This window comes from Paracoccus zhejiangensis, from assembly GCF_002847445.1.
GTDB lineage: Bacteria > Pseudomonadota > Alphaproteobacteria > Rhodobacterales > Rhodobacteraceae > Paracoccus > Paracoccus zhejiangensis.
The window spans coordinates 2,475,613-2,498,349 of sequence record NZ_CP025430.1 but is presented as its reverse complement, the minus strand read 5'-3'; the positions used below and the strand labels follow the sequence as shown (position 1 = coordinate 2,498,349).

General features: G+C 66.7%; 21 protein-coding genes. 9 read left to right on the top strand and 12 right to left on the bottom strand.

From position 1 onward, the window contains the following. Positions 1–64: 64 nt before the first annotated feature. From CX676_RS12070 to CX676_RS12060, 3 genes are read left to right on the top strand one after another with little or no spacing between them, the layout of a single operon-like run. Positions 65–625: a hypothetical protein gene (locus CX676_RS12070; RefSeq protein WP_101752841.1), complete on the top strand. Its 561-nt coding sequence runs from the start codon at positions 65–67 to the stop codon at positions 623–625. Then, on the top strand, positions 622–1,170 hold the full coding sequence (locus CX676_RS12065) for a hypothetical protein (RefSeq protein ID WP_101752840.1): 549 nt from the start codon (positions 622–624) through the stop codon (positions 1,168–1,170). The genes CX676_RS12070 and CX676_RS12065 overlap by 4 nt, the downstream gene beginning before the upstream one ends. Continuing rightward, positions 1,167–1,718 (top strand): hypothetical protein, encoded by a 552-nt coding sequence (locus CX676_RS12060; protein WP_101752839.1) that lies wholly within the window; start codon positions 1,167–1,169, stop codon positions 1,716–1,718. The genes CX676_RS12065 and CX676_RS12060 overlap by 4 nt, the downstream gene beginning before the upstream one ends. Here the strand turns inward: CX676_RS12060 and CX676_RS12055 are convergent. The 9 genes from CX676_RS12055 to CX676_RS12015 form a co-directional block, all read right to left on the bottom strand. Further along, on the bottom strand, positions 1,690–2,991 hold the full coding sequence (locus CX676_RS12055) for a hypothetical protein (protein WP_101752838.1): 1,302 nt from the start codon (positions 2,989–2,991) through the stop codon (positions 1,690–1,692). The genes CX676_RS12060 and CX676_RS12055 overlap by 29 nt on opposite strands. 83 nt (positions 2,992–3,074) lie before the next feature. Then, entirely contained in the window at positions 3,075–3,905 is an 831-nt protein-coding gene (locus tag CX676_RS12050; protein ID WP_101752837.1) for a sulfite exporter TauE/SafE family protein, read from the bottom strand. 3 nt (positions 3,906–3,908) lie between these two features. Further along, on the bottom strand, positions 3,909–4,658 hold the full coding sequence (locus CX676_RS12045; protein WP_101752836.1) for a DUF1028 domain-containing protein: 750 nt from the start codon (positions 4,656–4,658) through the stop codon (positions 3,909–3,911). A gap of 3 nt (positions 4,659–4,661) precedes the next feature. After that, a complete protein-coding gene (locus CX676_RS12040) occupies positions 4,662–6,452 on the bottom strand; it encodes a gamma-glutamyltransferase family protein (protein WP_101754300.1) in 1,791 nt (596 codons plus the stop codon). A gap of 13 nt (positions 6,453–6,465) precedes the next feature. Beyond that, entirely contained in the window at positions 6,466–7,332 is an 867-nt protein-coding gene (locus CX676_RS12035) for an ABC transporter permease (protein WP_101752835.1), read from the bottom strand. Next, entirely contained in the window at positions 7,332–8,276 is a 945-nt protein-coding gene (locus CX676_RS12030; protein WP_101752834.1) for an ABC transporter permease, read from the bottom strand. Before CX676_RS12030 ends, CX676_RS12035 begins: the two co-directional genes overlap by 1 nt. Positions 8,277–8,349: 73 nt before the next feature. Then, complete coding sequence (locus CX676_RS12025) at positions 8,350–9,852, bottom strand: ABC transporter substrate-binding protein (protein WP_101752833.1); 1,503 nt, start codon at positions 9,850–9,852, stop codon at positions 8,350–8,352. After that, positions 9,849–10,976 (bottom strand): ABC transporter ATP-binding protein, encoded by a 1,128-nt coding sequence (locus CX676_RS12020; protein ID WP_101752832.1) that lies wholly within the window; start codon positions 10,974–10,976, stop codon positions 9,849–9,851. The genes CX676_RS12025 and CX676_RS12020 overlap by 4 nt, the downstream gene beginning before the upstream one ends. Then, positions 10,973–11,998 carry an ABC transporter ATP-binding protein gene (locus CX676_RS12015; RefSeq protein ID WP_232816438.1) on the bottom strand — a complete coding sequence of 342 codons (1,026 nt, stop codon included), beginning with the start codon at positions 11,996–11,998 and terminating at the stop codon, positions 10,973–10,975. The genes CX676_RS12020 and CX676_RS12015 overlap by 4 nt, the downstream gene beginning before the upstream one ends. 435 nt (positions 11,999–12,433) lie before the next feature. On the opposite strand from CX676_RS12015, the gene CX676_RS12010 reads away from it, so the two are divergent. From CX676_RS12010 to CX676_RS11990, 5 genes are read left to right on the top strand one after another with little or no spacing between them, the layout of a single operon-like run. Beyond that, on the top strand, positions 12,434–13,414 hold the full coding sequence (locus CX676_RS12010) for a TRAP transporter substrate-binding protein (protein WP_101752830.1): 981 nt from the start codon (positions 12,434–12,436) through the stop codon (positions 13,412–13,414). A 57-nt stretch (positions 13,415–13,471) separates the two neighbouring features. After that, on the top strand, positions 13,472–14,071 hold the full coding sequence (locus CX676_RS12005) for a TRAP transporter small permease (RefSeq protein ID WP_101752829.1): 600 nt from the start codon (positions 13,472–13,474) through the stop codon (positions 14,069–14,071). Further along, positions 14,071–15,357 (top strand): TRAP transporter large permease, encoded by a 1,287-nt coding sequence (locus tag CX676_RS12000; protein ID WP_198590186.1) that lies wholly within the window; start codon positions 14,071–14,073, stop codon positions 15,355–15,357. The genes CX676_RS12005 and CX676_RS12000 overlap by 1 nt, the downstream gene beginning before the upstream one ends. A gap of 4 nt (positions 15,358–15,361) precedes the next feature. Then, complete coding sequence (locus tag CX676_RS11995) at positions 15,362–16,549, top strand: CaiB/BaiF CoA transferase family protein (protein WP_101754298.1); 1,188 nt, start codon at positions 15,362–15,364, stop codon at positions 16,547–16,549. After that, positions 16,542–17,315 carry an enoyl-CoA hydratase gene (locus CX676_RS11990; RefSeq protein WP_101752828.1) on the top strand — a complete coding sequence of 258 codons (774 nt, stop codon included), beginning with the start codon at positions 16,542–16,544 and terminating at the stop codon, positions 17,313–17,315. Before CX676_RS11995 ends, CX676_RS11990 begins: the two co-directional genes overlap by 8 nt. Positions 17,316–17,322: 7 nt before the next feature. On the opposite strand, the gene CX676_RS11985 is transcribed toward CX676_RS11990, so the two are convergent. Together CX676_RS11985 and CX676_RS11980 are read right to left on the bottom strand one after the other, a co-directional pair. Continuing rightward, a complete protein-coding gene (locus tag CX676_RS11985; protein WP_101752827.1) occupies positions 17,323–18,006 on the bottom strand; it encodes a GntR family transcriptional regulator in 684 nt (227 codons plus the stop codon). Further along, complete coding sequence (locus CX676_RS11980; protein ID WP_101752826.1) at positions 18,003–20,903, bottom strand: FAD-binding and (Fe-S)-binding domain-containing protein; 2,901 nt, start codon at positions 20,901–20,903, stop codon at positions 18,003–18,005. The genes CX676_RS11985 and CX676_RS11980 overlap by 4 nt, the downstream gene beginning before the upstream one ends. 118 nt (positions 20,904–21,021) lie before the next feature. On the opposite strand from CX676_RS11980, the gene CX676_RS11975 reads away from it, so the two are divergent. Continuing rightward, the gene (locus CX676_RS11975; protein ID WP_101752825.1) at positions 21,022–22,212 is read left to right on the top strand and encodes a pyridoxal-phosphate-dependent aminotransferase family protein; all 1,191 of its coding nucleotides are present in this window, start codon (positions 21,022–21,024) and stop codon (positions 22,210–22,212) included. 8 nt (positions 22,213–22,220) lie between these two features. Here the strand turns inward: CX676_RS11975 and CX676_RS11970 are convergent, their stop codons facing one another. Then, complete coding sequence (locus CX676_RS11970) at positions 22,221–22,646, bottom strand: GlcG/HbpS family heme-binding protein (protein WP_101752824.1); 426 nt, start codon at positions 22,644–22,646, stop codon at positions 22,221–22,223. Between the last annotated feature and the right edge of the window lie 91 nt (positions 22,647–22,737).

The following is a 22,737-nucleotide window of genomic DNA, read 5'->3' as shown; positions in this document are numbered from 1 at the left end:
GGGCCCGCGCCGCCGCCCCTCGCGGCCTCTTGCACCCTGTCGCCGAACACGTCCAAATACCCCCATGTCCGAGGCCCCCACACCCACCCTGCTTCGCCGGCTCTGGCTTCGCGCGCTTGCGACGGCGGGGGTGACGGCGGCGGTATTGCTCAGCTGGTGGTGGAAGGTCGAGGATGCGCGGACGCCCGAAGATGCCCCGGCTGCAGCCTTCGGCGCGGCGCTCGACCTGGGGCGCACCGCCTTCACCCCGGTCGCGCTGGACTGGCACCCGGCAGAGGGCAAGCTGGTGCTGAGCGCGCTGATCGAGAACCGGACGGGCGAGACGCAGGTGGCGGTCTTCGGCGGTCCGCCCCATCCGCCGGAACTGGTTCTGGACGGCGTCCCGCAGGAACCGCCCCAGGTCATCTTGCGGCGCGATGACGAGCCGCTGCAGGACCTGCAGCCGCGCCTGTCCGAAGAGATCGCGCTGGTCTGGCCGGCTCCGCCCGACTGGCAGCCGGCCCCGGTCCGGATCGATTTCGACCGGCAGGCCTTCAAGCTGCGCGACAACCTTTACGGTCAGTCCAGCTGGCTGGGCTTTTCGCCCGCCGCCCGGCTGACCGCCACGCCCGGGATCGTCCCATGATCCGCGTTGCGCCCCTGCTGACCGCCGCCGCCGGTGTTGTGCTGCTGGCGGGGATGATGCTGACCAATCCCGACTACAACAGCGCCGTGCGGCCCTTCGAGACGGATGTTCCGCCCGGCGAGACCGGTCAGACCCGGCTGATCGGCGGGCGGATCGAGGGCTGGCGGACAGCGGATCGCATCACCTTTCCCGCCTTCGGCTCGCCCCGGCAGCGCGACACGCAGGCGATTTTCCTGGTCGTCGATCTGAAGCTGTTCGGCACGACCGACTCGACCATGCTGCGGGCGGGATGGATCGGTGCCAGCGGTCGGCGCTATGACACCACCGCGCGCATCAGCGGGGCTTTCCTGCAGATCCAGGACCTGTGGCTGCAACCGGGGCTGGAGAGCAAGGCCATCGCCATCTTCGAACTGCCAGAGGACGAGATCGCGGGCGGCGCGCTGATGCTGTCGGACCGGATCGATGCGCCGCTGGACGGGCGACTGCGGCTGGCCGCGCCGGTCGATGCGCCGTCCCATGTCGATCATCTGGAGTTGGACGGATGAGGCAGCTCGAGTGGATCGCGCTGACCGTTCTCTGCCTGGCACTGACCGTGCTTCTGGTCGCCTGGCCCGACCTGAAGGAATTGCGCCGGGGTAAGGTCTGGACGGTCACCGCCACCGATGACGCAAGCGCAGATCTGGCGGGCGTCACGGTGTCCGTCGATGCGGCGCGGGCCATGGTGCTGCCCGGATCGCCCGACCGGGCGGTTCTCTATCTGCGCATGGGCCTTGCGGGTCAGCCCGAAACGCTGCGGTCATGGCTGGCCTGCGATATCGGGCTGAGCGACAGCCGGGGCCGCATCTGGCGGCCGCTGACCAATGTCGCGGGGCTGGAGATCATCGCCGCGCTCGGGGACGAGGGCGACACGACGAACAACTGTGACCAGTCGCGGATCATGGCGCCGGCGGATGGCAGCCCGTCGATGTCGGTGCAGGCGTTCCTGGTGCCATCCGACCTGCTGGACGAGTTGCGTTTGCGGATCTCGGGCTTCGCGGTCCGGCCTGCGGCGCTGTCCCTGCCGGTCAGGCCGGTGCTGCGTCCGCCGGTCTAGCCTGCGAGCGCAGCGCCAGTTCCAGCCCGGCGGCGAGGATGCAGAATTGCAGTGGGCTGACCAGAAGTCCGCCGGCCGGTGCGCCGGGCGCGTTGAACAGCGCGTTCAGCGGCACCGACAGCACCTGCCATGTCAGCATGTCCTGCGGCCCGATCAGCCGGGCGATCCCGACCCAGGCCCAGTTCCCCAGCCAGTCGACCAGCCGCCACAGCACCAGAACCGAGGCGGTCAGGGCGAAGCCGGCCGAGGCGGCCAGCAGCACCCCGTTCATCACCGCGTTCCAGCGTTTGACCACGCCCATCCAGAAATGGCCGATGAAATCGGTGACGGGCTTCGGCAGCGCCTTCCAGCGGTCGATGGCCCGACCGGCAACGCGCAGGGTCTGGGCATCCGCGCCATGCAGGTCATGTCCATAGACGATGGCCCCGAGATTGAACCAGACCAGCGGCAGGAGCCCGTACCAGAACAGCGATTTCAGCATCGGCCAAAGCTGGAAGCCCGGCGCCCAATCCACTGGGCGCAAGACGGCATCGCTGATCGCGGCCGAGGCGGCGGGAATGATCTGTTGCAGCAATTCGCCGGGCTTGGGCAGGGTCGCCAGCCAGCCGGCGAGCTCGTTCTTCCAGCTGCCGATGATGTAGAGACCCAAAAGCGCCCAGGTCGCCTCGCAGGCCACGACCAGCATCGGCCAGAATCCCACCTTGCTGCGCCCCTGCATGGCTTTGGCCATCCGGCGGATCGCCCAGATCAGCAGGACAGCGAGGATGACCCAGCCGGTCTGGCTGACCTCGAGCGCCGTGGGAGGAAGCTCGGGCTGGGTGAAATCGACCCGCGCCATCTGCGCGGTATAGAAGATCTGGGAATAGCTGCGCAGCGTGTCGCCCAGGAATCCCCAGCCGGCGTAATAGCCATAGAAGGGGATCAGAACGGCCAGCAATGCGGCGGCGAAGACCCCGCCCTCCGGCGTGGTATCGGTGGCCGGGGCAGGCAGGCTTGCCGCTGCGATCCGGCGCCGCAGACGCAGGCGCGGCAGGCCGTCGCGCAGGATCAGGAACATCGACACCGCGATCAGCAGCTGCAGCAGGATGACCGGCGCGATGGCCAGCAGTCCCAGCAACCGGTCGACAAAGCCGATCTCGACCGCTAGCCTGAGCAGGACCTGATCGAGCAGCGCCCCTGCGGCCCAGATCGCGGAGAGGACGGCGCCGTGGCGCAGGAACAGCGACAGGCTAAGCCTGACATGCTGCCCGATAAGTCCGAACTCGCGCCCCAAGGTCCCTCGTCACGTCACCTGCCACGCGGGGAAGGTGGCATGGATCGCCGGCAGAGTTAAGCGGAAAGCCCGCCCGCGCCGCCTTACCCCCCGAAGAGGTCGATGAACATGCGAAGCGAGGTCAGCAGCAGGAAGCCGCCAAAGGCCAGCCGCAGCGCCCGGCGCGGAATGGAATGGGCCAGTTTCACGCCCAGCTGCGAGAAGCTGGTGGTCAGCGGGATGATGACGGCAGCGGCCAGCAGGTTGACGTAACCGAGCGAGAAGGGCGGCAGCCCCTCGATCCCCAAGCCGCTATAGGCATAGATCAGCGCGCCGGGCAGGCCGATGATGAAGCCGATGGCTGCGGAGGTGCCGACGGCGCGGCGGATGTCATAGCCGAGGAAGTTCAAAAGCGGGACGCCAATGGTACCGCCGCCGATACCCATCATCGCGCTGATCGACCCGGCAAGCAGGCCGAAGAAGGCCCAGACCGGCTTCGAGAAGCCCTTGGGCTCGGGGTCGGCGCGGCCCTTGCGCAGGATCATGTCGGCGGCGACGATCAGCGCCACGGTTGCAAAGACCGCGATCAGCACATTGCCCGAGACATAGCCGCCGACAAAGCTGCCGATGACCACGCCGACGAGGATCGACGGCCCCCAAAGCCTCAGCAGCCCCATGTCGACCGCGCCTTTGCGGTAATGACCCATGCCCGAGGCCAGCGAAGTGAAGACGATGGTTGCCAGCGAGGTGCCGACCGCGACCTTCATGGCGATATCGGCCTCCATCCCGGTCAGGCTGAGGGCGAAATAGAGCGCCGGAACGATGACGATGCCGCCACCCACACCCAAGAGCCCGGCCAAAATCCCACCTGCAACGCCCGCGCCGACGGCGACGGCGGCCAGTTCCAGCAATGTGCCCGTGGTCATTCCGTCCATGTCTTACTCTCTTGTCGTGGCAAGGGATGCCGTCGCCCGACCGGCGGCGGCGCGTGCCGCCTCGGCCTCGGTGATGCGGCGATCTATGTCGGCGCGGTCGGTCGCGCCACTGAAATTCGCAGCCGTCGGCATGATTTCGGCGACGAACAGCAACCGCTCGCGTGCCACCGCCAGCAATCGGCGCAGCTCCGCCAGCGGGTCGCTGTGATCGTCGACGCGCAGGTCGAGCCAGGGATAGGCCTCGCCCCGGTGAATCCGCAGGGCAGCAGCCTGCCGCCCGCGCCGGTCGCCGCCCGCATCCTCGCCCGCCTGCATGGCGGCCAGCATCCGTTCGGGGAAGTCGAGATCATCCCGCTCGCGCCAGACCCGCGCGGTCTCGGCCACGACCTCGGGCCCGGTCAGCATGTTGCCGGCGACCGAATAATCCTCGCCCAGTTCATGCCCGGCCCAAGCGATACAGGCGGCCCCGGTATGGGCGACGCCCCGCCCCGAGGCGTCCAGCATATGCGCCTGCCGCTGCGCCTGACCGCCATCACGGGCGACGAAGTCGGCCAGAACCTCGGCCGCCGGATCGCCGGCCTCGAGCCGCTGCAACCCCTCGACACCCCAGAGCGGGTTCACGAAAGCCTGCGTGGCGACGGCGGTGCGGTGGCCGATATGGGGCACCAGCGAGCCGCAGGCGAAGAAGCGGCTGGCGACCGCGATGCCAAGCGCGCCGGTTGTCGAGTCACGGGCGATCAGCGAATAAGTCATGGCTCAGCGCCCCACCGCATAGGCCTGCATCAGCCGCGGCGTGGCGGCGGCGGTCAGCATCCCGTCAGGCTCGCGCCGGGCGGCGGTCAGGCGGCCGACGGTCCATTCGGCGGCAACCGTGACCTTGTGGCCGCGGGCGCGCAACTCGTCGATGACGGCCTCGCCGAAATTCGGCTCGACCATGATCTCGCCGGGCTTGGCCTCGCGCGGGTAGAAGCTCGACTGGAAATGCGCGGTATGAAACAGCGGCGCGTCCATGCCCTGCTGCATTCCCAGCCCGTGATGGACATAGCGCAGGAACCAGATCAGCTGCCATTGATCCTGCTGGTCGCCGCCCGGCGTGCCAAAGGCGATGCGGGTGCCGTCCTTTTCCGCGATCGAGGGTGTCAGCGTGGTGCGGGGGCGCGACCCGGGGCGGAGAGAGGTCGGCAGGCCGTCTTCCAGCCAGAACATCTGCGCCCGGCTGTTCAGCGGAAAGCCGAGGCCGGGGATGACCGGGTTCGATTGCAGCCAGCCGCCCGAGGGTGTGGCGCTGACCATGTTGCCCCATTGGTCGATCACATCGAGATGCACGGTATCGCCCCGCCGCTCGGTCAGGTGCGCCATGGTCGGCTCGCCGGCGCTGGCCCCGCGCGCGGCCGAGAAATCGCGGGCGGCGCGGGCGATGGCGGCATCGGCCAGATGCTCGAGCCCCGGCAGGCGACCGGGGCGCTGCTCGAGGCTGGCGCTTGCGCCGATCAGCTTGCGCCGTTCGGCGGCATAGTCACGGGATAGCAGCGCATCGATGGGAATGTCGGAAAAATCGGGATCGCCGTAATAGGCCTCGCGGTCGGCATAGGCCAGCTTCATCGCCTCGGTGACGGTATGGACAAAATCGGCGCCGTAAGGGTCCATTGCCGCCAGATCGACGCCTTCGAGAATGCGCAGCGCCTGCAAAAGCACCGGCCCCTGCGACCAGGGCGCGGTCTTGAAGACGGTCCAGCCGTGATAGTCGATCGACAGCGGCGCTTCCCAACTGGCCTGCCACTCGGCCATGTCCTCGCGCGACAGCACCCCGGAATGCGCCTCGCCCGAAACATCCGTGACGCTGGCATCTGCAAGGTAGTCCGCGATGGCGTCGGCCACGAAACCCTGCGACCAGACCTTGCGGGCGGCGTCGATGCGGGCCTCGCGGGTCGTGCCCTCGGCCTCGTCGACGATGCGCTGATAGGCGGCGGCGAGGTCGGGGTTCCTGAACAACTCCCAATCCTTCGGCGCCTCGCCGTCCGGCAGCCATGTGGCGAAGCTGGTGGGCCATTCGTCGCGGAAGAAATCATGCAGCCCGGCGATGGTCGCCGCGACGCGGGGCAGGACCGGGTGGCCGTCGCGGGCATAGGCGATGGCGGGGGCCATGACTTCGGCCAGCTCCAGGCTGCCATGATCGCGCAGCATCAGCATCCAGCCGTCGAAGGCCCCGGGCACCACGGTCGCCAGAAGGCCCGAGCCGGGGATCAGCCCGTCGCCGAAGAGGTCGCGGTAATGCGCCATCGTCGCGCCCTTGGGGGCGACGCCCTGCGCGCAGAGCACCTTGGTCTCGCCGGTCTCGCCCAGATGGATGATCGCCGGCAGATCGCCTGCCGGGCCGTTCAGGTGCGGTTCGACCACCTGCAGGACCATGGCGCAGGCGACCGCCGCGTCAAAGGCATTGCCGCCCTTTTCCAGCATCCCCATGCCCACGGTCGAGGCCAGCCAATGGGTCGAGGTAACGGTGCCGAAGGTGCCGCGGATGTCGGGTCGGGTGGTGAACTGGCTCATCTCGTCTCTCTTTTCAGTCTTCGCGGGGGTCCAGCGCATCGCGCAGCCCGTCGCCCAAGAGGTTGAAGCCCAGCACCACGAGGAAGATCGCGATGCCCGGCCACCAGGCCATCCACGGGGCCTGGGTCATGAAGTTCTTTGCGGTGTTCAGCATCGCGCCCCAGCTTGGCGCCGGCGGCTGCTGGCCGAGGCCGAGAAAGGACAGCGAGGCCTCGGCGATGATGGCGCTGGCGATGGTCAGGGTGGATTGCACCAAGACCGGCGGCAGCACGTTCGGGAAGATATAGCGGCTGAGGATCGTGGGCGTCGACAGACCGATGGCATGGGCGCTTTCGACGTAATCCTCGGCCGCGACGTTGATCGCCTGTCCGCGGGTCAGCCGGATGAAGACCGGGGCGGCGGCGATGCCGATGGCGATCATCGCATTGGTCAGCGAGGGGCCAAGGAAGGCCGCCAGCGCAATGGCGAGGATCAGGAAGGGGATCGCCAGCAGCGCCTCGGTGCAGCGCGAGATGACGGCATCGGTCCAGCCGCCGAAATAACCGGCGAGGATGCCAAGGGGAACGCCGACGGCGATGGCGATGGCGACCGAGACGACGCCCGCCATCAGCGACGCGCGTGCCCCCCAGATCATCCGCGACAGGATGTCCCGGCCGATCTCGTCAGTGCCGAAGGGATGGGCGGCGGACGGGGCCAGCCGGATCGCGCCCCAGTCGGTCGCCGCCGGATCGGGGATCGGCAGGATCGGCGCGGCCAGCGCCAGCAGGACGAAGACCAGCACCAGCGCGCCGCCGAACATGGCGCTGCGATGGTGGCGGAACTTGCGCCAGACCCGGCTTTGCGGGCGGGGCAGGACGGGATCGGAGGCCACGTTGCTCATCAGCCGACCCTCAGACGCGGATTGAGAAGGAAATAGGCGGTATCGGCCAGCAGGTTCATCAGGATGAAACCGATCGCCGTGACCAGAACCACGCCCTGCACCACGGCATAGTCGCGCACAAAGACCGCATCGACGATCATCTTGCCGAAGCCCGGGATGGTGAAGATCTGCTCGGTCAGCACCGCGCCGCCGATTAACTCGCCAAAGAGCAGCGCCGACAGCGTGACCACCGGGGTCAGCGCGTTGCGAAAGGCGTGATGCATGATGACGGTGCGGTCGGGCAGCCCCTTGGCGCGGGCGGTGCGAACGTAATCCTGCCTGAGCACCCCGAGCATCGCCGAGCGCGTGTGCCGCATCAGCGAGGCGGCCAGCGCGGTGCCAAGGACGAAGGCCGGCATCAGCATGGTCCGGATCGACTGCCACGGGTCATCGGTCAGCGGCACATAGCCCGAGGCCGGGAGCAGCTGCCATTTCACCGAGACCAGCATGATCAGCATGATCCCCAGCCAGAAGTTCGGGATCGACAGGCCCGACAGCGCCACGACATTGGCGAGGTAATCGGTGGCCGTGCCCTTCTTGACCGCCGACAGGATGCCGGCCGGAATGCCGATCACCACCGCGAAGATCATCGACATGACCGCCAGCTGGATCGTCACCGGCAGCTTCTGCAGGATCATGTCCGAGACCGGCAGCCCGGTGCGGATCGAGGTGCCGAAATCGCCCCGGAGCGCGTTCATCGCCCAGTGGAAGTACTGCTGCCAGATCGGGTCGTTCAGGTGATAGACCTCGCGCAGCCGGTTCAGCGTCTCGGGGTCGCGATCCTCGCCCGCCAGCGCCAGCACCGGATCGCCGGGCAGCATCTTCTGCAGCGCGAAGACGAAGATCGAGATCAGGATCAGCGTCGGGATCGAGATCAGGATGCGGCGGGTCAGATGGGACAGCATGGCGCTTTCGGATCAGGGGCGGGGCAGGGGAAAGGGTGCCGGGCGGCGGAGTGGTGCCGCCCGGCGGTCAACGTCATTCCGTGAGTGTGACGTTTTCCAGTCGGATCATGCCGTCGGACATGGCGGTAAAGCCCTGCACCTTGTTCGACAGACCATAGAGCCAGGCCTCGTTGTAGAGGTAGAACAGCGGCAGGTCGGTCATCAGGATGACATTGGCCTGATGATACAGCTCCTTCCGCTTGGCCTCGTCGCTGGTGGCGCGCGCCTCGGCCAGCAGGCGGTCGACCTCGGCATTCGAATACTTGCCGTCATTGAAGCCGCCATCGGTGGTGACGAAGCCATAGATATTGCCATCCGGGTCGATGCGGCCCGACCAGCCCACCTGGCTCGACTGGAAATTCCCCGCCGCCTGGTCCGACACCATCGAAGCGAATTCCTTGGCGGTCAGCTTGATGGTGATGCCCGCCTCGGCCGCCATGGCCTGGATCATCTGCACCACCTGCTGATTTTCCGGTCGGTTGGGGAATTGCATCTCCAGCGTCGCCCCGCCCTCGAGCCCGGCCTCGGCCAGAAGCGCCTTGGCCTTTTCCACGTCGCGCGCGGGAACCGGGAAGGCCGGGTCGAAATAGGGGCTGACGGCCGAGACCGACTGGCTGGCCGCCGCGTTAAGCCCGGCAAAGACCACCTGATTGATCGCCTCGCGGTCGATGGCCAGCGACAATGCCTCGCGCAGCTTGGCCTCCTTGCCGAAGGGATTGTCGGCCATCGCGCCATTCTGGGTGTTGAAGGTGATGCCCTGATAGCCAAGCCCGGTCGCCTTGGCGAAGGCGAAGTTGGGGTTGCCCTCGACGGCCGGCACATCGGTGGCGGCAAGGCGGTTGATCAGGTCCAGATCGCCCGATTGCAGGTTCGCCAGTCGCACGGTGCTGTCGGGGATCGGCAGATAGCTGACCCCGTCCAGCTTGATTGCCTCGGCATTCCAGTAGCCGTCATATTTCTCCAGCTCGATCCTGTCCTGCGCCACGCGCGACTTGAACTTGAACGGGCCCGAGCAGACCGGGTTGGCCGCCACGTCGCTCTCGAAGCTGGCGGGCGACAGCATCATCCCCGAGCGGTCGGCCAGCTGCGCCAGCAAGGGCGCGTCGGGGGCCGAGAGATGCAGCTTGATATGGGTCGGATCGACCACCTCGACCGAGGTGATCGAGCTGACCTCGGATTTGCGCACGCTCTCCTCAAGCGTTTGCGAGCGTTCGATATTGGCCTTGACCGCTTCGCCGTCGAACGGCGTGCCGTCATGGAAGGTGACGCCTTCGCGCAGGGTCATGTCGATGGTCAGCCCGTCCTCGCTGACCGTCCAGTCGGTCGCCAGTTGCCCGGTCAGTTCCAGCTCGGGGGTCACGTCCAGCAGTTTGTCGCAGAGCGCGGTGAAGACAATGCGACCGACAAAGGTGCGGCTCTTGTCGGGGTCCAGCGCGTCGGGATCGCTTTCCAGCCCGATGCGCAGGGTCTGGGCCTCGGCGGCCATGGCGGTCGTGCCCATCAGGGCTGCGAGAAGCAGGATTCGGCGAAGGGTCATCTTGAGGTCTCCTGTTGGAAGGTCCGGTTCGGGTCATCGGCCGGGTTTTGCCCGGCTTCATTGGCGGCAAGGGCCTGTCGGTAGAGGGCAAAGCGGCGCTCGGCCCCTTCGGTCAGACGGGCAGGGGCGGGCGCGGCCCCGCTGTCCGTGGGCAGATCGCGCCAGCGCAGGCAGGCCACCTGAACCCCGTCGCCGGCATCCTCCAGCGGCGGACGCGCGCTGGCGCAGATCTCGGCGGCATGGGGGCAGCGGGTGCGGAAATGGCAGCCCGAGGGCGGATCGATGGGACTGGGCGTTTCCCCCGCAAGCGGACCCTGCCCGGTCGAGCGGCCGGATTCCGGCCCCGGGATCGCTGCCAAGAGGGCGCGGGTATAGGGGTGACGCGGGCGTTCGAAGATCTGGTCGGTGGGGCCGGTCTCGACGATCCGGCCCAGATACATGACGGCAACGCGGTCGCTGACATGTCGGATGATGGCCAGATCATGGGCGATGATGATCAGCGTCAGCCCCAACCGATCGCGCAGATCGCCCAGCAGGTTCACCACCTGCGCCTGCACGCTGACATCCAGCGCGCTGACCGGCTCATCCCCGATCAGCAGTTTCGGGCCGGCGGCGAGCGCCCGGGCGATGCCGATGCGCTGGCGCTGGCCGCCGCTGAATTCATGCGGATAGCGGTCCATATGCTCGGGCCGCAGCCCGACCTGTGACAGAAGTCGGCCAACCTCGGCGCGGCGCTCGTCGGCCTTGAGGTCGGGGCGATGCGTCTCCAATGGCTCGCCCACCAGCCGGGCAATGGTCAGGCGAGGGTTCAGCGACGAGAACGGGTCCTGAAAGACGAATTGCACATCCCGGCGCAGCGCCTTCAGCTCGGCCCCCTCGACCCCGGCGATCTCGCGGCCATCGATGCGGATCTGCCCGTCCGAAGGTTTCGACAGGCGCATCAGCAGCCGCGCCAGCGTCGATTTCCCGCAGCCGGATTCGCCGACGATGGCGAAGGTCTCGCCCTGATGCACGGTCAGATCGACGCCATCGACGGCGTGCAGTTGCCGCTTGGGGCGGAACATTCCGCCGGCGATCTGGAAGCGTTTGCTGAGGCCCCGGGCCTCGACCATGACGGGCTTCATGCCGACATCCTTCCAGCCGCGTCCAGCGGGGCGAAATGGCAGGCGGCGCGGTGGCCGGGGGTAACCTCGGCCAGCCGGGGCGTAGTGCTGCAGAGCGGAGCGGCGAAGGGGCAACGTGTGGAAAACCGGCAGCCCTCGGGCATGGTCTCGATCGAGGGTACCATGCCGGGAACGGTCGAGAGCCGCTGGCGTGGCCCGCGCAGGGCAGGGACCGAGGACATCAGGCCGATGGTATAGGGGTGCTGCGGGTCCTCGAAAATCTGCGCGACCGGGCCGGTCTCGACCACACGACCGGCATACATGACCGCGACGGTGGTGGCGATCTCCGACACGACGCCCAGATCATGGGTGATCAGCACCGTGCCCATCGCGCGTTCGGCCTGCAATTCGGCGATCAGGTCGAGGATCTGCGCCTGGATGGTCACATCAAGCGCGGTGGTTGGTTCGTCGGCGATCAGCAGCGCGGGATTGTTCACCAGCGCCATGGCAATCATCACCCGCTGGCGCATGCCCCCGGACATCTGGTGCGGATAGTCCCTCAGCCGCCGTTCCGGTGCCGGAATGCCGACCCGGCGCAGCATCTCGAGCGCGCGTTCGCGCCCGGCCTCGCGACCAGCGCCGGGATTGTGGCGCAGCCAGCCCTCGGCGATCTGGTCGCCGATGCGATGGGCGGGGTTCAGGCTCGACATGGGTTCCTGAAAGATCATCCCGATCCGCCGACCGCGCAAAGCCGCCAGTGCCGGCTGGTCATCCAGCGCGATCTCGGTGCCGTCGAACCGCATCCGCCCGCTGACCCCGCGCAGCAGGTTCGGTGCCAGAAGGCCCATCACTGCCAGCGAGGTCAGGCTTTTGCCGCAACCCGATTCGCCCACGATGCACAGCGTCTCGCCCCGGGCGACGGTCAGCTGCACATCGTCCAGCAAAGGCGGCAGATCGGGCGCGAGCCTCAGGCTCAGCCCGTCAAGGCGCAGCAGGTCTGGGGTCGCAGCATCGCCGGCGATCTGCATCAGGAAATGAACCAATTTATCATTGGTTCACTATAGCGACATTTTCAGTCCCTGCAACCTCTCAGAGCGACTGAAAAGAACGCCACGAGGTAGCGCCCCGGAACTTTCCTGTCGGCGCATCTCTACCTCTTGCCCACATAGATGTTGACCCATCGCAGAATCATTCATTATACATAATTCAAAATTACGCCGAATGTCGGGGAGGGCATCAGGTCGTGATCCGGGACAGGACAGTCAGAGTCAGAACCGCCCGCGCCGGTCATCCGCGCGGCCTTCGGGCGCGCTAACCATGACCCGGCGTGACAGCGATCCGTCCCTGCCGCCGTCGCCGTTCTATACATGCCGTTGTCCCGAGCACTTTGGCGCGGTCGTGGGTTCTGGCCGGCCGGTCATGCGGGAGAAGCGGCGGGCAGCCGCGATGAGAAGACGAACAATCAGGGAGGAAGAACAATGAGGGTCAAGCAATTGCTGGCCGCCGCGCTGCTGGCGGCGACGGGGATGGTGACGCAGGCCGCGGCCCAGACCGAGATCAAGTTCGGCCATGTCGGCGAGCCGGGATCGCTGTTCGATCAGAGCGCGACCGAGTTCGCCAAGCGCGCCAACGAGAAGCTTGGCGACAAGGCCAAGGTGGTCGTCTATGGCTCGAGCCAGCTGGGCGATGACAAGTCGATGCTGCAGAAGATCAAGCTGGGCACGATCGACATGGCACTGCCCTCGACCATCATGTCCTCGATGGTGCCGGTTTTCGGCCTGTTCGAAATGCCCTACCTAGTCCATGACCGCGAGCATATGGGCCGCATCCGCGACGAGATCGTCACCCCCACGCTGGTCCCCGAGGCCGAGAAGGCCGGCTACCGCGTGCTGGGCGTGTGGGAAAACGGCTTCCGCCAGATCACCAACAACGCCCATCCGATCAACACGCCTGCCGATCTGAAGGGCATCAAGCTGCGCGTCCCCAGCGGCGAATGGCGGGTGAAGATGTTCCAGAGCTATGGCGCCAGCCCCAGCCCGATGTCCTTCTCGGAGGTCTTCGTGGCGCTGCAGACCGGGGTGATGGACGGGCAGGAAAACCCCTATGCCCAGATCTATCCCTCGCGGTTCTACGAGGTGCAGAAATACCTGTCGAAGTCGAACCACGTCTATACGCCCGGCTATGTCGTGGCCGGCCGGTCCTGGGACAAGTTTGATCCCGAGATCCAGCAGGTGCTGCAGGACACCGCCGTCGAGATGCAGGATGTCGTCTACGAAATTGCAGCGGGGCTGGATACCGACCTGCTGCAGAAGCTGACCGAGGAGGGGATGGAGGTGAACGAGGTCGATACCGCCGCCTTCGTCGAGGCCAGCAAGCCGATCTATGACGAGTTCGCGGCCGCCATTCCCGGCGCGGCGGAGATGATCGCCAAGGCGCAATCGCTGGCCCCCGGCCAGTAACGCCTGCCGGGGTTCGCCCATCGGCGGACCCCTCGCTTTCCACCACGGGAGAGATCCATGACGACGCTGACCTTCCGGCGGGGATTCGAATCCCTGCTCGAGATCATCACGGCCCTGATCGTGGCGGCGATGACCCTGCTGATCGTGATGGGCACGGTCTATCGCTACATGGGATCGGCGCTCAGCTGGTATGACGAGGTGGCCTCAGTCGGGTTGGTCTGGATGACCTATTTCGGCTCGGCACTGGCGGCGCTGAAGGGCGCGCATATCGGCTTTCCGGGCATCGTGAACGCCATGCCGGTGCGCTGGCGCGTCGCCGCCACGATCTTTTCCGAGGCCTGCATCTTCCTGTTCTTCGGCCTCGTGGCCTATGCCGGGCTGCAGGTGCTGGTGATCCTCGAGGGCATGACCCTGGTCTCGCTGCCCAAGGTCTCGGTGCAGCTGACGCAGTCGATCATCCCCATCGGTGCCGCGCTCTTCATGATCGCCGAGGCCATGCGCCTGCCCGAGGTGATGCGCGACGCGCGGGGCCAGGGCTTCGTCGATCACGAGATCAAGGAGGCGCTTGGCGACATCTCGAACACGCCCTTGGAATCGGATGATGCCAGCGTGTCCTCGGCCAGCCATCGCCGTGCCAGCCAAAGCGGAGACGCCTGATGACCATCGGATACATGCTTCTGGGGATGTTCGTCCTGGCGCTGCTGAACGTGCCGATTGCCGTGGCGCTGGGGATCGTCGCGATCACCGCCATCGTCGTGGTGCAGGGCGTCGACATGCTGCCCAACCTGGCGCTGACCATGTACGATGGCGCCTCCAGCTTTCCGCTGCTGGCGATCCCGCTTTTCGTGCTGGCCGGGTCGATCATGAACGCCTCGTCCATCTCGCGGCGGCTGATCGCGCTCGCGTCGGCGCTGGTCGGCTTTGTCCGGGGCGGGCTGTCCTTCGTGGTCATCGGCGCCTCGATGTTCTTCGCCGAGATCTCGGGTTCCGCCGTCGCCGGTGTCGCCGCCTTGGGGTCGATCCTGATCCCGGCCATGCGCAAGAAGGGCTATTCCAAGGAATTCTCGGCGGCGATCTGTTCCTCGGCCTCGAGCCTCGCGATCATCCTGCCGCCCTCGATCCCGATGATCCTCTACGCGGTCATGGCGCAGCAATCGGTGGTCAAGATGTTCATCGCGGGCTTCGGCCCCGGCATCGTCGGCGCGATCTGTCTGGCCGTTGCCGCCTATGTGCAGGCGCGGCGGCACAATTTCCCGGTCGAGGAGCGGTTCCAGATTTCCAACGTTTGGCTGCGATTCAAGGAGGCGGGCTGGGCGCTGATGCTGCCAGTCATCATCCTGGGCGGCATCTTCGGCGGCATCGTCACGGCGACCGAGGGCGCGGCGCTGGCGGTGGTGGCGGCGCTCTTCATCTCGGGCGTGATCTATCGCGAGTTCGACGTGCGCGCGCTTTACAAGGCGCTGATTGACAGTGGGGTGCAGACGGCGGTGGTGATGCTGCTGGTGGCCTCGAGCTACCTGATCGGCGGCTTCCTGACCGAGGCGCAACTGCCCCAGCAACTGGCGCAGGCCATCGGCGGGGTGACCGAGAACAAGTATCTTATCCTGCTGATGCTGAACGTCGCCTTCCTGATCCTCGGCATGTTCCTGCATTCGGCGGCGGCGATCATTCTGGTGGTGCCGATCGTCATGCCGATGGTGCTGGCCGCCGGCATCGACCCGGTGCATTTCGGGCTGGTGGTAACGCTGAACCTCGCCATCGGCCAGCAGACCCCGCCGGTTGCCTCGGTGCTGATCGCCGCCTGCTCCATCGCCCGCTCGGATATCTGGGAGACGACCAAGGTCAATATCCCCTTCATCCTCGCGCTCTTGGCGCTCTTGATGATCTGCACCTACCTGCCGGGCGTCTCGCTGCTGCTGGTTCACCTGATCTATGGAGGCTGAGGCCATGAGCGACGCTGAACGACCCCTGCCGCTGAAGGGCATCCGTGTTCTGGATGTGAGCCAGGTGATGGCCGGCCCCTTTGCCTGCATGCTGCTGGGCGATCTTGGCGCCGATGTGATCAAGGTCGAACCGCCAAGCGGCGACCAGACCCGCAGTGCCATGGGGTTCCGGCTGAAGGGCGATGACAGTCTTGGATTCCTCAACATGAACCGCAACAAGCGGTCCATCGCGCTGGACCTGAAATCTGCCGACGACCGCGAGATCTTTCTGGAACTCGCCAAGACAGCGGATGTAATCGTCGAGAACTATCGCCCCGGCGTGGTGGCCAAGCTGGGTATCGACTACGACACGATCCGCGCGATCAACCCCGGCATCATCTATGCCAGCATCTCGGGTTTTGGCCAGACCGGGCCATGGTCGCAGCGGCCGGGGTTCGACCTGATGGCACAGGCAGCCTCGGGGATCATGTCGATCACCGGTCATCCCGACGGCCCGCCGGCGAAGTCGGGCGGACCGCTGGCCGATATCGGTTGCTCGCTGTTCGCGGTTTACGGCATCCTTTCGGCCTATATCGGGCGGCAGGCGGGCGGGCAGGGGCAGTTCATCGATGCCTCGCTCTACGAGGCCGGACTGTCTTTCGCGGTCTGGGACATCTGCGATTTCTGGGGCACCGGGAACATCCCCGAACGGATCGGCACCGCCAACCGCATGGCCGCGCCCTACCAGGCCGTGCGCGCCAGTGACGGCTATTTCGTGCTGGGGGCGAATAATGACCGGCTGTATCGTCGGCTCTGCGAGACCATTGGTCGCCCCGAGCTGATCGAGCATCCCGACTATGCCACCAACGCATTGCGCATGGCGAACCGCGAAGTGCTGATCGCCGAGCTGGAGCAGGTTCTGGTCACGCAAAGCCGGGACCATTGGGTTCAGGCGTTGCTGGCGGCGGGCATCCCTGCAGGCTCGATCATGGATTACGCCGAGGCGCTGGGGAACGAGCAGGCCGAGGCGCGCGGCATGGTCATGCCGATCCGCCATCCAGTCGAGGGCGAGGTGAAGAATATCGGCTTCCCGGTGAAACTGCGCGGCACGCCGCAGCAGGTCCGCCGCCATCCGCCGCTGTTGGACGAGCACCGGGCGGAACTGCTGCGCGAGCTGGGCATGGAAAACCGCCGCGAGGCCGCCGATGTCTGAGCCGGGCGATGTCAGGCTGCGGATCGATGGGCCGGTCGCGCATGTGACCTTCGACCGGCCATCCGCGCGCAATGCCATGACCTTCACCATGTATGCGCGGCTGGGTGAGATCTGCGACGAGCTTTCCGCGCGCGACGACCTCGGCGCCGTCGTCTTTCGCGGCGCGGGCGGGGCCTTTGTTGCCGGGACCGATATTTCCGAGTTTACGGCGTTCAAGGACGGCGCGGATGGCGTCGCCTATGAAGATCGCATCGATGCCGCGATGCTGGCCCTGACCCGGTTGCCCGCGCCGACGCTGGCGGTGATCGACGGCGCGGCGGTGGGTGGCGGGCTGGCGATTGCCGCGGCCTGTGACCTGCGGATCGTGACGCCCAATGCGAAGTTCGGCGTGCCCATCGCGCGGACGGTCGGCAATTGCCTCTCGGCCGCCAATATCGCCCGGCTCACGCGCGCCTTTGGCGACGGCCCGGTGCGGCGGATACTGCTGCTCTCCGAGTTTCTGGATGGCGAGACGGTTCATGGCTTGGGTTTTGCCAGTGCTTGTGTGGCAGCGGACCAGTTGCAGGCCGAGGCAGATCGCCAGATCGCGAGGCTCTGCGAGGCCGCGCCGCTGACCATCGCAGCTTGCCGCGAGATCTTCGGTCGGCTCTCGGCCCATGCCCCGGATGACCGCGACATCATCGCCCGTGTCTATGGCAGTGCGGATTTCCGAGAAGGCGTCGCGGCCTTTCTGGACAAGCGCAAGCCGGTCTGGTTGGGGCGCTGAGCCGCGATCAGCCGCCCTGCTGTCCCAGCAGGCTTTCCCGCAGGGTGACGCTGGTCTTTTCCAGGTGGTCCTTCAGGATCACCGACAGCGCCGCGCCATCGCGTGCCGCCAGCCGGTCAAGGATCACCTCATGCTCGGCCATGGCCTGATCCCACCGTTCGCGGGTCATGTTCGCCATATAGCGCCCGCGCCGCACCCGCGTCGACAGCGAGCGGTAATGCACGGTCAGTGTGTCGTTATGCGCCGCCGCAAGGATCGCCTCGTGGATCTGCTGGTTCAGCGCGAAATACTCGGGCAGCTCGCCCGCCTTGTAATGGCCCAGCATCCGGTTGTGCAGCGCCCGGATCGCCTCGACCTCATCGTCGGTGATGTGCTTGCAGGCCAGTTCCCCCGCCAGGGCCTCCAGCGCGGCCATGACCGGGAACATCTCGTCCAGGTCCTCGACCGTGATGGCGCTGACCCAGGCGCCGCGATTGGGTTCAAGGTTCACCAGCCCATCGGTCGCCAGCACCTTCAGCGCCTCGCGCAGCGGGGTGCGCGACACGCCGTAAAGCTCGCATAGGTCCTTTTCGGGCACTTTCTGGCCCATGGGCAACTGGCCCGAGACGATCATCTCGCGCAGCGCCTCGGTCAGTTCCTCGTGCAGCGAACGGCGGCGCAGCGGGGTCCCTGTGCGGGTGGTCAGGTTCATGCCGGCGCCGTCTCCTTCAGTGACCGCTCGAACAGGCGCGCGACATGCAGGGCGCGGCGCCCGGTGCCATCGGCGATCTGGTGACGGCACGAGGTGCCATCGGCCAGGATGATGGTTTCCGGCGCGGCGGCGCGAAGGGCGGGAAACAGGCTCAGCTCTCCCATCTGACGCGAAATCTCCTCGGTCTCGACGCCATAGCCAAAGGCCCCGGCCATGCCGCAACAACTTGTCTCGATCACCTGAATATCCGTTTCCGGCAGCAGGGCCAATGCCTTCTGGATGGCCGGCATGACATCCATCGCCTTCTGGTGGCAATGGCCGTGCAGCAGGATGCGTGCGCCGGGCGGGCGCAGCGGCAGGTTCAGCCGGCCGGCCTCGTGTTCCTCGGCCAGGTATTCCTCGAACATCTTGGCGGCAGCGGCGATCCGGTCGGTCTCGGCTCCCGGCAGCAGCGCCGGGATCTCGTCCCGAAGCGTCAGCAGGCTCGAGGGCTCCAGCCCGATGATGGTTCGCCCGGCCTCGACATGCGGGGTCAGTGCCGCGATCAGCCGGGCGGCCTCGGCGCGGGCGCGGTCGATCAGTCCCACCGACAGGAAGGTCCGCCCGCAATGCAGCGGGCCACCACCATCCACGGGCCGCGCCACGGTGACGCGGCGACCGGCAGCTTCCAGCACACGGGCGGCGGCGCGCAGGTTCTCGGGTTCGAACCAGCGGTTGAAGGGGTCGGCGAACAGCACGACATCGGCTCCCTCGGCCCCGGGCAATTCGTCATCGCGGAACGGGCGCGCGGACCAGTGGGGCAGGGGCCGCCGCGCCGAGAACCCGGTCGGCCCTTGCGTCAGGCGCGCCACCAGCGGGATGCGGTTGCGCAGGTTCAGAAGACCCGAGAGCCGCGCGGCATAGGGGGCATAGACCGGCAGGAAGGCCACCAGCCGCTCGTGCAGGCTGAGGCCGCGCGTTCTGGCCCGTGCTGCCAGCACCTCGATCTTCATCTTCGCCATGTCGACGCCGGTCGGGCATTCGCGCTTGCAGCCCTTGCAGGAGACGCAGAGCTTCAGGCTCTCGGCCATGGCGTCCGAGGTCAGTGCATCCGGGCCAAGCTGCCCCGAGATCGCCAGTCGCAGCGTATTGGCGCGCCCGCGCGTCACATGCTGCTCGGCCCGGGTGACGCGATAGGAAGGGCACATGGTCCCGCCGGCCAGCTTGCGACAGGCGCCGTTGTTGTTGCACATCTCGACGGCGCCCTGGAAGCCGCCGCCCTGACCCGGCCATGCCGACCAGTCGAACGCCGTCGCCAGCGGGGCGACCGCGTAGCCCGGGGCAAAGCGGAACAGGCTGCGATCATCCATCTTCGGGGCATCGACGATCTTGCCGGGGTTCAGCCGACGCTCGGGGTCGAAGCGATCCTTCACCTCGCGGAAGAGGCTGGTGATCTCGGACCCGAACATGCGCTCGTGGAATTCGGAGCGCACGATGCCGTCGCCATGCTCGCCCGAATGCGAGCCCTTGTATTTCGCCACCAGCGCAAAGGCCTCTTCGGCAATCGCGCGCATCCGTTTGACGTCGGCGTCCAGCTTGAGGTTCAGGACCGGGCGCACATGCAGGCAACCGACCGAGGCATGGGCATACCAGGTGCCCTTGGTGTCGTGGCGCTGGAACACCTCGGTCAGCTCGCTGGTATAGTCGGCCAGATCCGGCAGCGCGACGGCACAATCCTCGACGAAAGAGACGGGTTTGCCCTCCTGCTTCATCGACATCATGATGTTGAGGCCGGATTTGCGTACCTCGGCGATCTGGGATTGCAACCGCTGGTCGGTGATCGTCACCACGCCGCCCCAGCCCTCGCCCTGACCGCGCCAGTCAAAGCCCAGATCGCCCATGCACTGCTCCAGAAGCCGCAGCTTCCCGGCATTGGCGGCTGCATCGCCCTCGTCGAATTCCACCAGCAGCAGCGCCTCGGGCTCGCCCTGCACGAAACGTTCGATGGTGGGGCGAAACAGCGGGATCTGGCGCGACAGGCCGATCATGGTGGCATCGACCAGTTCCACCGACAGCGGGTCCAGCGCCACCAGATGCTGGGTCGCTGCCATCGCCTGGTAGAAGCTGGGGAAGTGGCAGACGCCCAGCACGCGCTGGCCGACCAGCGGCCAGAGCCGCAGTTCGATCCTGGTGAAATAGGCCAGCGTCCCTTCGCTGCCGACCAGAAGGTGTGACAGGTTGATCGGCTGGTTCGTGGGCACCAGCGCGTCGATGTTATAGCCGCCGACCCGGCGGGTCAGTTTCGGGATGCGATCCTCGATCAGCCCCGCATGCTCGCGGCCAAGGGACAGCAGCGGGTCCACCAGATCAGCGCCCGGCCCGTTCGGCTGGTTCAGCGGGCCGAAGGTCGCCACCCTGCCATCGGCCATGACCGCCTCGATCGACAGCACGTTGTTGCGCATGGTGCCATAGCGCAGCGAGCGGCCTCCGCAGGAATTGTTGGCCGCCATGCCGCCGATGGTGGCGCGCGAGGCGGTGGAGACATCGACCGGGAACCACAGCCCATAGGGCTTCAGCGCGCGGTTCAGATCGTCGAGGACGATCCCCGGCTCGACCACCACCCGGCGGTTCTCGGGGTCGAGCTCGAGGATGCGGTTGAAATGCACCGAGTTGTCGAGGATCAGCCCGGAATTCACCGTCTGGCCGCATTGCGAGGTGCCACCGCCCCGGCCGGTGACCGGCATCCCCGCCGCCCGCGCCGCGGCCAGCGCGATCTCGACATCCTCGCGCCCGGTCGGGATCGCCACGCCCTGCGGCATGATCTGGTAGAACGAGGCATCGGTGGAATAGCGCCCGCGCGAGAAGGGGTCGAACAGGATCTCGCCCCGGAAGTCCTGCCGCAAAGCCTGATCCAGCATCCCGCCCCCTCGTCCAACGTCTCTCGTCACAAGCCTGTTGACTCAGGACTAGTCGAAATGAATATATAATGCAAAATTAAAAACGCAACTTGGGCATCTGGCCCAGAGGGAGGACAAGATGACCCAGCGCGCCGGCCGCCATTTCCTGCAGATCCCCGGCCCGAGCCCGGTTCCCGACCGCGTGCTGCGGGCCATCTCGGCGCAGGTGATCGACCATCGCGGGCCGGATTTCGCCGGCGTCGGGCGGCAGGCACTTGACGGCATGAAGTCGGTCTTCAAGACCCGTCAGGATGTCATCATCTATCCCGCCTCGGGCACCGGCGCGTGGGAGGCCGCGCTGGTCAATGCGCTGTCCGAGCGCGACCGGGTGCTGATGTACGAGACCGGGCATTTCGCTGCCATGTGGAAGAAGATGGCGGAAAAGCTGGGCCTCGTTCCCGAGTTCATCGCCGGCGACTGGCGCGGCGGTGCCGATCCCGACGCCATCGAGGCGCGGCTGCGTGCGGACAGGGACCATGAGATCAAGGCGGTCTGCGTGGTCCATAACGAGACCTCGACCGGCTCGGTCTCGCCCGTGGCCGAGGTGCGGCAGGCCATCGACGCGGCGGGGCACCCGGCGCTGTTGATGGTCGACACGATCTCGGGCCTCGCCTCGATCGATTTCCGCTTTGACGACTGGGGCGTCGATGTCGCGGTCTCGGGCTCGCAGAAGGGGCTGATGCTGCCACCGGGAATTTCCTTCAACGCGGTCAGCGATAAGGCCATGGCGGCCTCGGAAACGGGCGGGATGCGGCGATCCTATTGGGACTGGCGCGAGATGAAGGCCAGCAATGCCACCGGCTATTTCCCCTATACGCCGGCGACGAACCTGCTGTTCGGATTGAACGAGGCGATTGCCATGCTGCATGAGGAGGGGCTGGAGAACGTCTTTGCCCGGCATCAGCGGCATGGCGCGGCAACCCGCGCCGCCGTGCGGCAATGGGGGCTGGAGGTTCTGTGCCAGCGGCAGGGACAGGAAAGCGGTGTGCTGACGGCTGTCATGATGCCCGAGGGTCACAGCGCCGATGCCTTCCGCGCGACGGCGCTGAAACATTACGATATTTCGCTCGGTAACGGCCTCTCGAAGGTCGCGGACAAGGTGTTTCGTATCGGCCATCTGGGCGACATCAACGACCTGACGCTGATCGGGACGCTGACCGGGGTGGAACTCGGGCTGCGCAAGGCCGGGGTGCCGCATCGCGCGGGCGGCGTCGATGCAGCGATGGCGGTGCTGGACCAGACCGCTGCGCCGGGGATCGCCGCCGAATAGCGGGTGGCTCAGCCGCCATCCGCGACCAGGCCCGCCGCCTCGATGGCGCGCTTGGCGCAGGTTTCGTCATTGTCGGAACTGTCGCCGGTGATGCCCACCGCGCCGATGATCCGGCCCTCGTGGCGGATCAGCACGCCGCCCGGCACCGGCACCAGCTTGCCACCAGCGAGCGCATTCATCGACTGGATAAAATAGGGCTGTTCCTTCGCGCGCTCGAAGATCGTGCGCGAGCCGAGCCCCAGCGCCACAGCCCCCTTGGCCTTGCCCTGCGCAATCTCAGGCCGCAGCGTGCTGGTGCCATCCTGCCGCAGAAGCACCTTCAGATTGCCGGCTGCATCGATCACCGCCACGGTGATCGGCTTCAGGCCCATCTCGGCGGCGATCGACAGGCAATCGTCGGCGATCCTGCGCGCGGTGGTCAGGTCAAGCTCCATGGTCGTCTCCTCTGCAACTCCCGCCGGGCATTGTGGCCCGGCCCGGCAAGGTTTGTGCGCAATAATCACGGGACTGGCCAGAACCTCAGGA

Excerpts from the sequence above, each read along its gene's own strand:
- CX676_RS12065 (WP_101752840.1), top strand. The coding sequence starts at position 622 with ATGATCCGCGTTGCGCCCCTGCTGACCGCCGCCGCCGGTGTTGTGCTG.
- CX676_RS11995 (WP_101754298.1), top strand. The coding sequence starts at position 15,362 with ATGAGCGACGCTGAACGACCCCTGCCGCTGAAGGGCATCCGTGTTCTG.
- CX676_RS11970 (WP_101752824.1), bottom strand. The coding sequence starts at position 22,646 with ATGGAGCTTGACCTGACCACCGCGCGCAGGATCGCCGACGATTGCCTG.
- CX676_RS11990 (WP_101752828.1), top strand. The coding sequence starts at position 16,542 with ATGTCTGAGCCGGGCGATGTCAGGCTGCGGATCGATGGGCCGGTCGCG.
- CX676_RS12030 (WP_101752834.1), bottom strand. The coding sequence starts at position 8,276 with ATGCTGTCCCATCTGACCCGCCGCATCCTGATCTCGATCCCGACGCTG.
- CX676_RS12005 (WP_101752829.1), top strand. The coding sequence starts at position 13,472 with ATGACGACGCTGACCTTCCGGCGGGGATTCGAATCCCTGCTCGAGATC.
- CX676_RS12010 (WP_101752830.1), top strand. The coding sequence starts at position 12,434 with ATGAGGGTCAAGCAATTGCTGGCCGCCGCGCTGCTGGCGGCGACGGGG.
- CX676_RS12060 (WP_101752839.1), top strand. The coding sequence starts at position 1,167 with ATGAGGCAGCTCGAGTGGATCGCGCTGACCGTTCTCTGCCTGGCACTG.
- CX676_RS11985 (WP_101752827.1), bottom strand. The coding sequence starts at position 18,006 with ATGAACCTGACCACCCGCACAGGGACCCCGCTGCGCCGCCGTTCGCTG.
- CX676_RS12045 (WP_101752836.1), bottom strand. The coding sequence starts at position 4,658 with ATGACTTATTCGCTGATCGCCCGTGACTCGACAACCGGCGCGCTTGGC.
- CX676_RS12000 (WP_198590186.1), top strand. The coding sequence starts at position 14,071 with ATGACCATCGGATACATGCTTCTGGGGATGTTCGTCCTGGCGCTGCTG.
- CX676_RS11975 (WP_101752825.1), top strand. The coding sequence starts at position 21,022 with ATGACCCAGCGCGCCGGCCGCCATTTCCTGCAGATCCCCGGCCCGAGC.
- CX676_RS11980 (WP_101752826.1), bottom strand. The coding sequence starts at position 20,903 with ATGCTGGATCAGGCTTTGCGGCAGGACTTCCGGGGCGAGATCCTGTTC.
- CX676_RS12025 (WP_101752833.1), bottom strand. The coding sequence starts at position 9,852 with ATGACCCTTCGCCGAATCCTGCTTCTCGCAGCCCTGATGGGCACGACC.
- CX676_RS12070 (WP_101752841.1), top strand. The coding sequence starts at position 65 with ATGTCCGAGGCCCCCACACCCACCCTGCTTCGCCGGCTCTGGCTTCGC.
- CX676_RS12035 (WP_101752835.1), bottom strand. The coding sequence starts at position 7,332 with ATGAGCAACGTGGCCTCCGATCCCGTCCTGCCCCGCCCGCAAAGCCGG.
- CX676_RS12050 (WP_101752837.1), bottom strand. The coding sequence starts at position 3,905 with ATGGACGGAATGACCACGGGCACATTGCTGGAACTGGCCGCCGTCGCC.
- CX676_RS12020 (WP_101752832.1), bottom strand. The coding sequence starts at position 10,976 with ATGAAGCCCGTCATGGTCGAGGCCCGGGGCCTCAGCAAACGCTTCCAG.
- CX676_RS12040 (WP_101754300.1), bottom strand. The coding sequence starts at position 6,452 with ATGAGCCAGTTCACCACCCGACCCGACATCCGCGGCACCTTCGGCACC.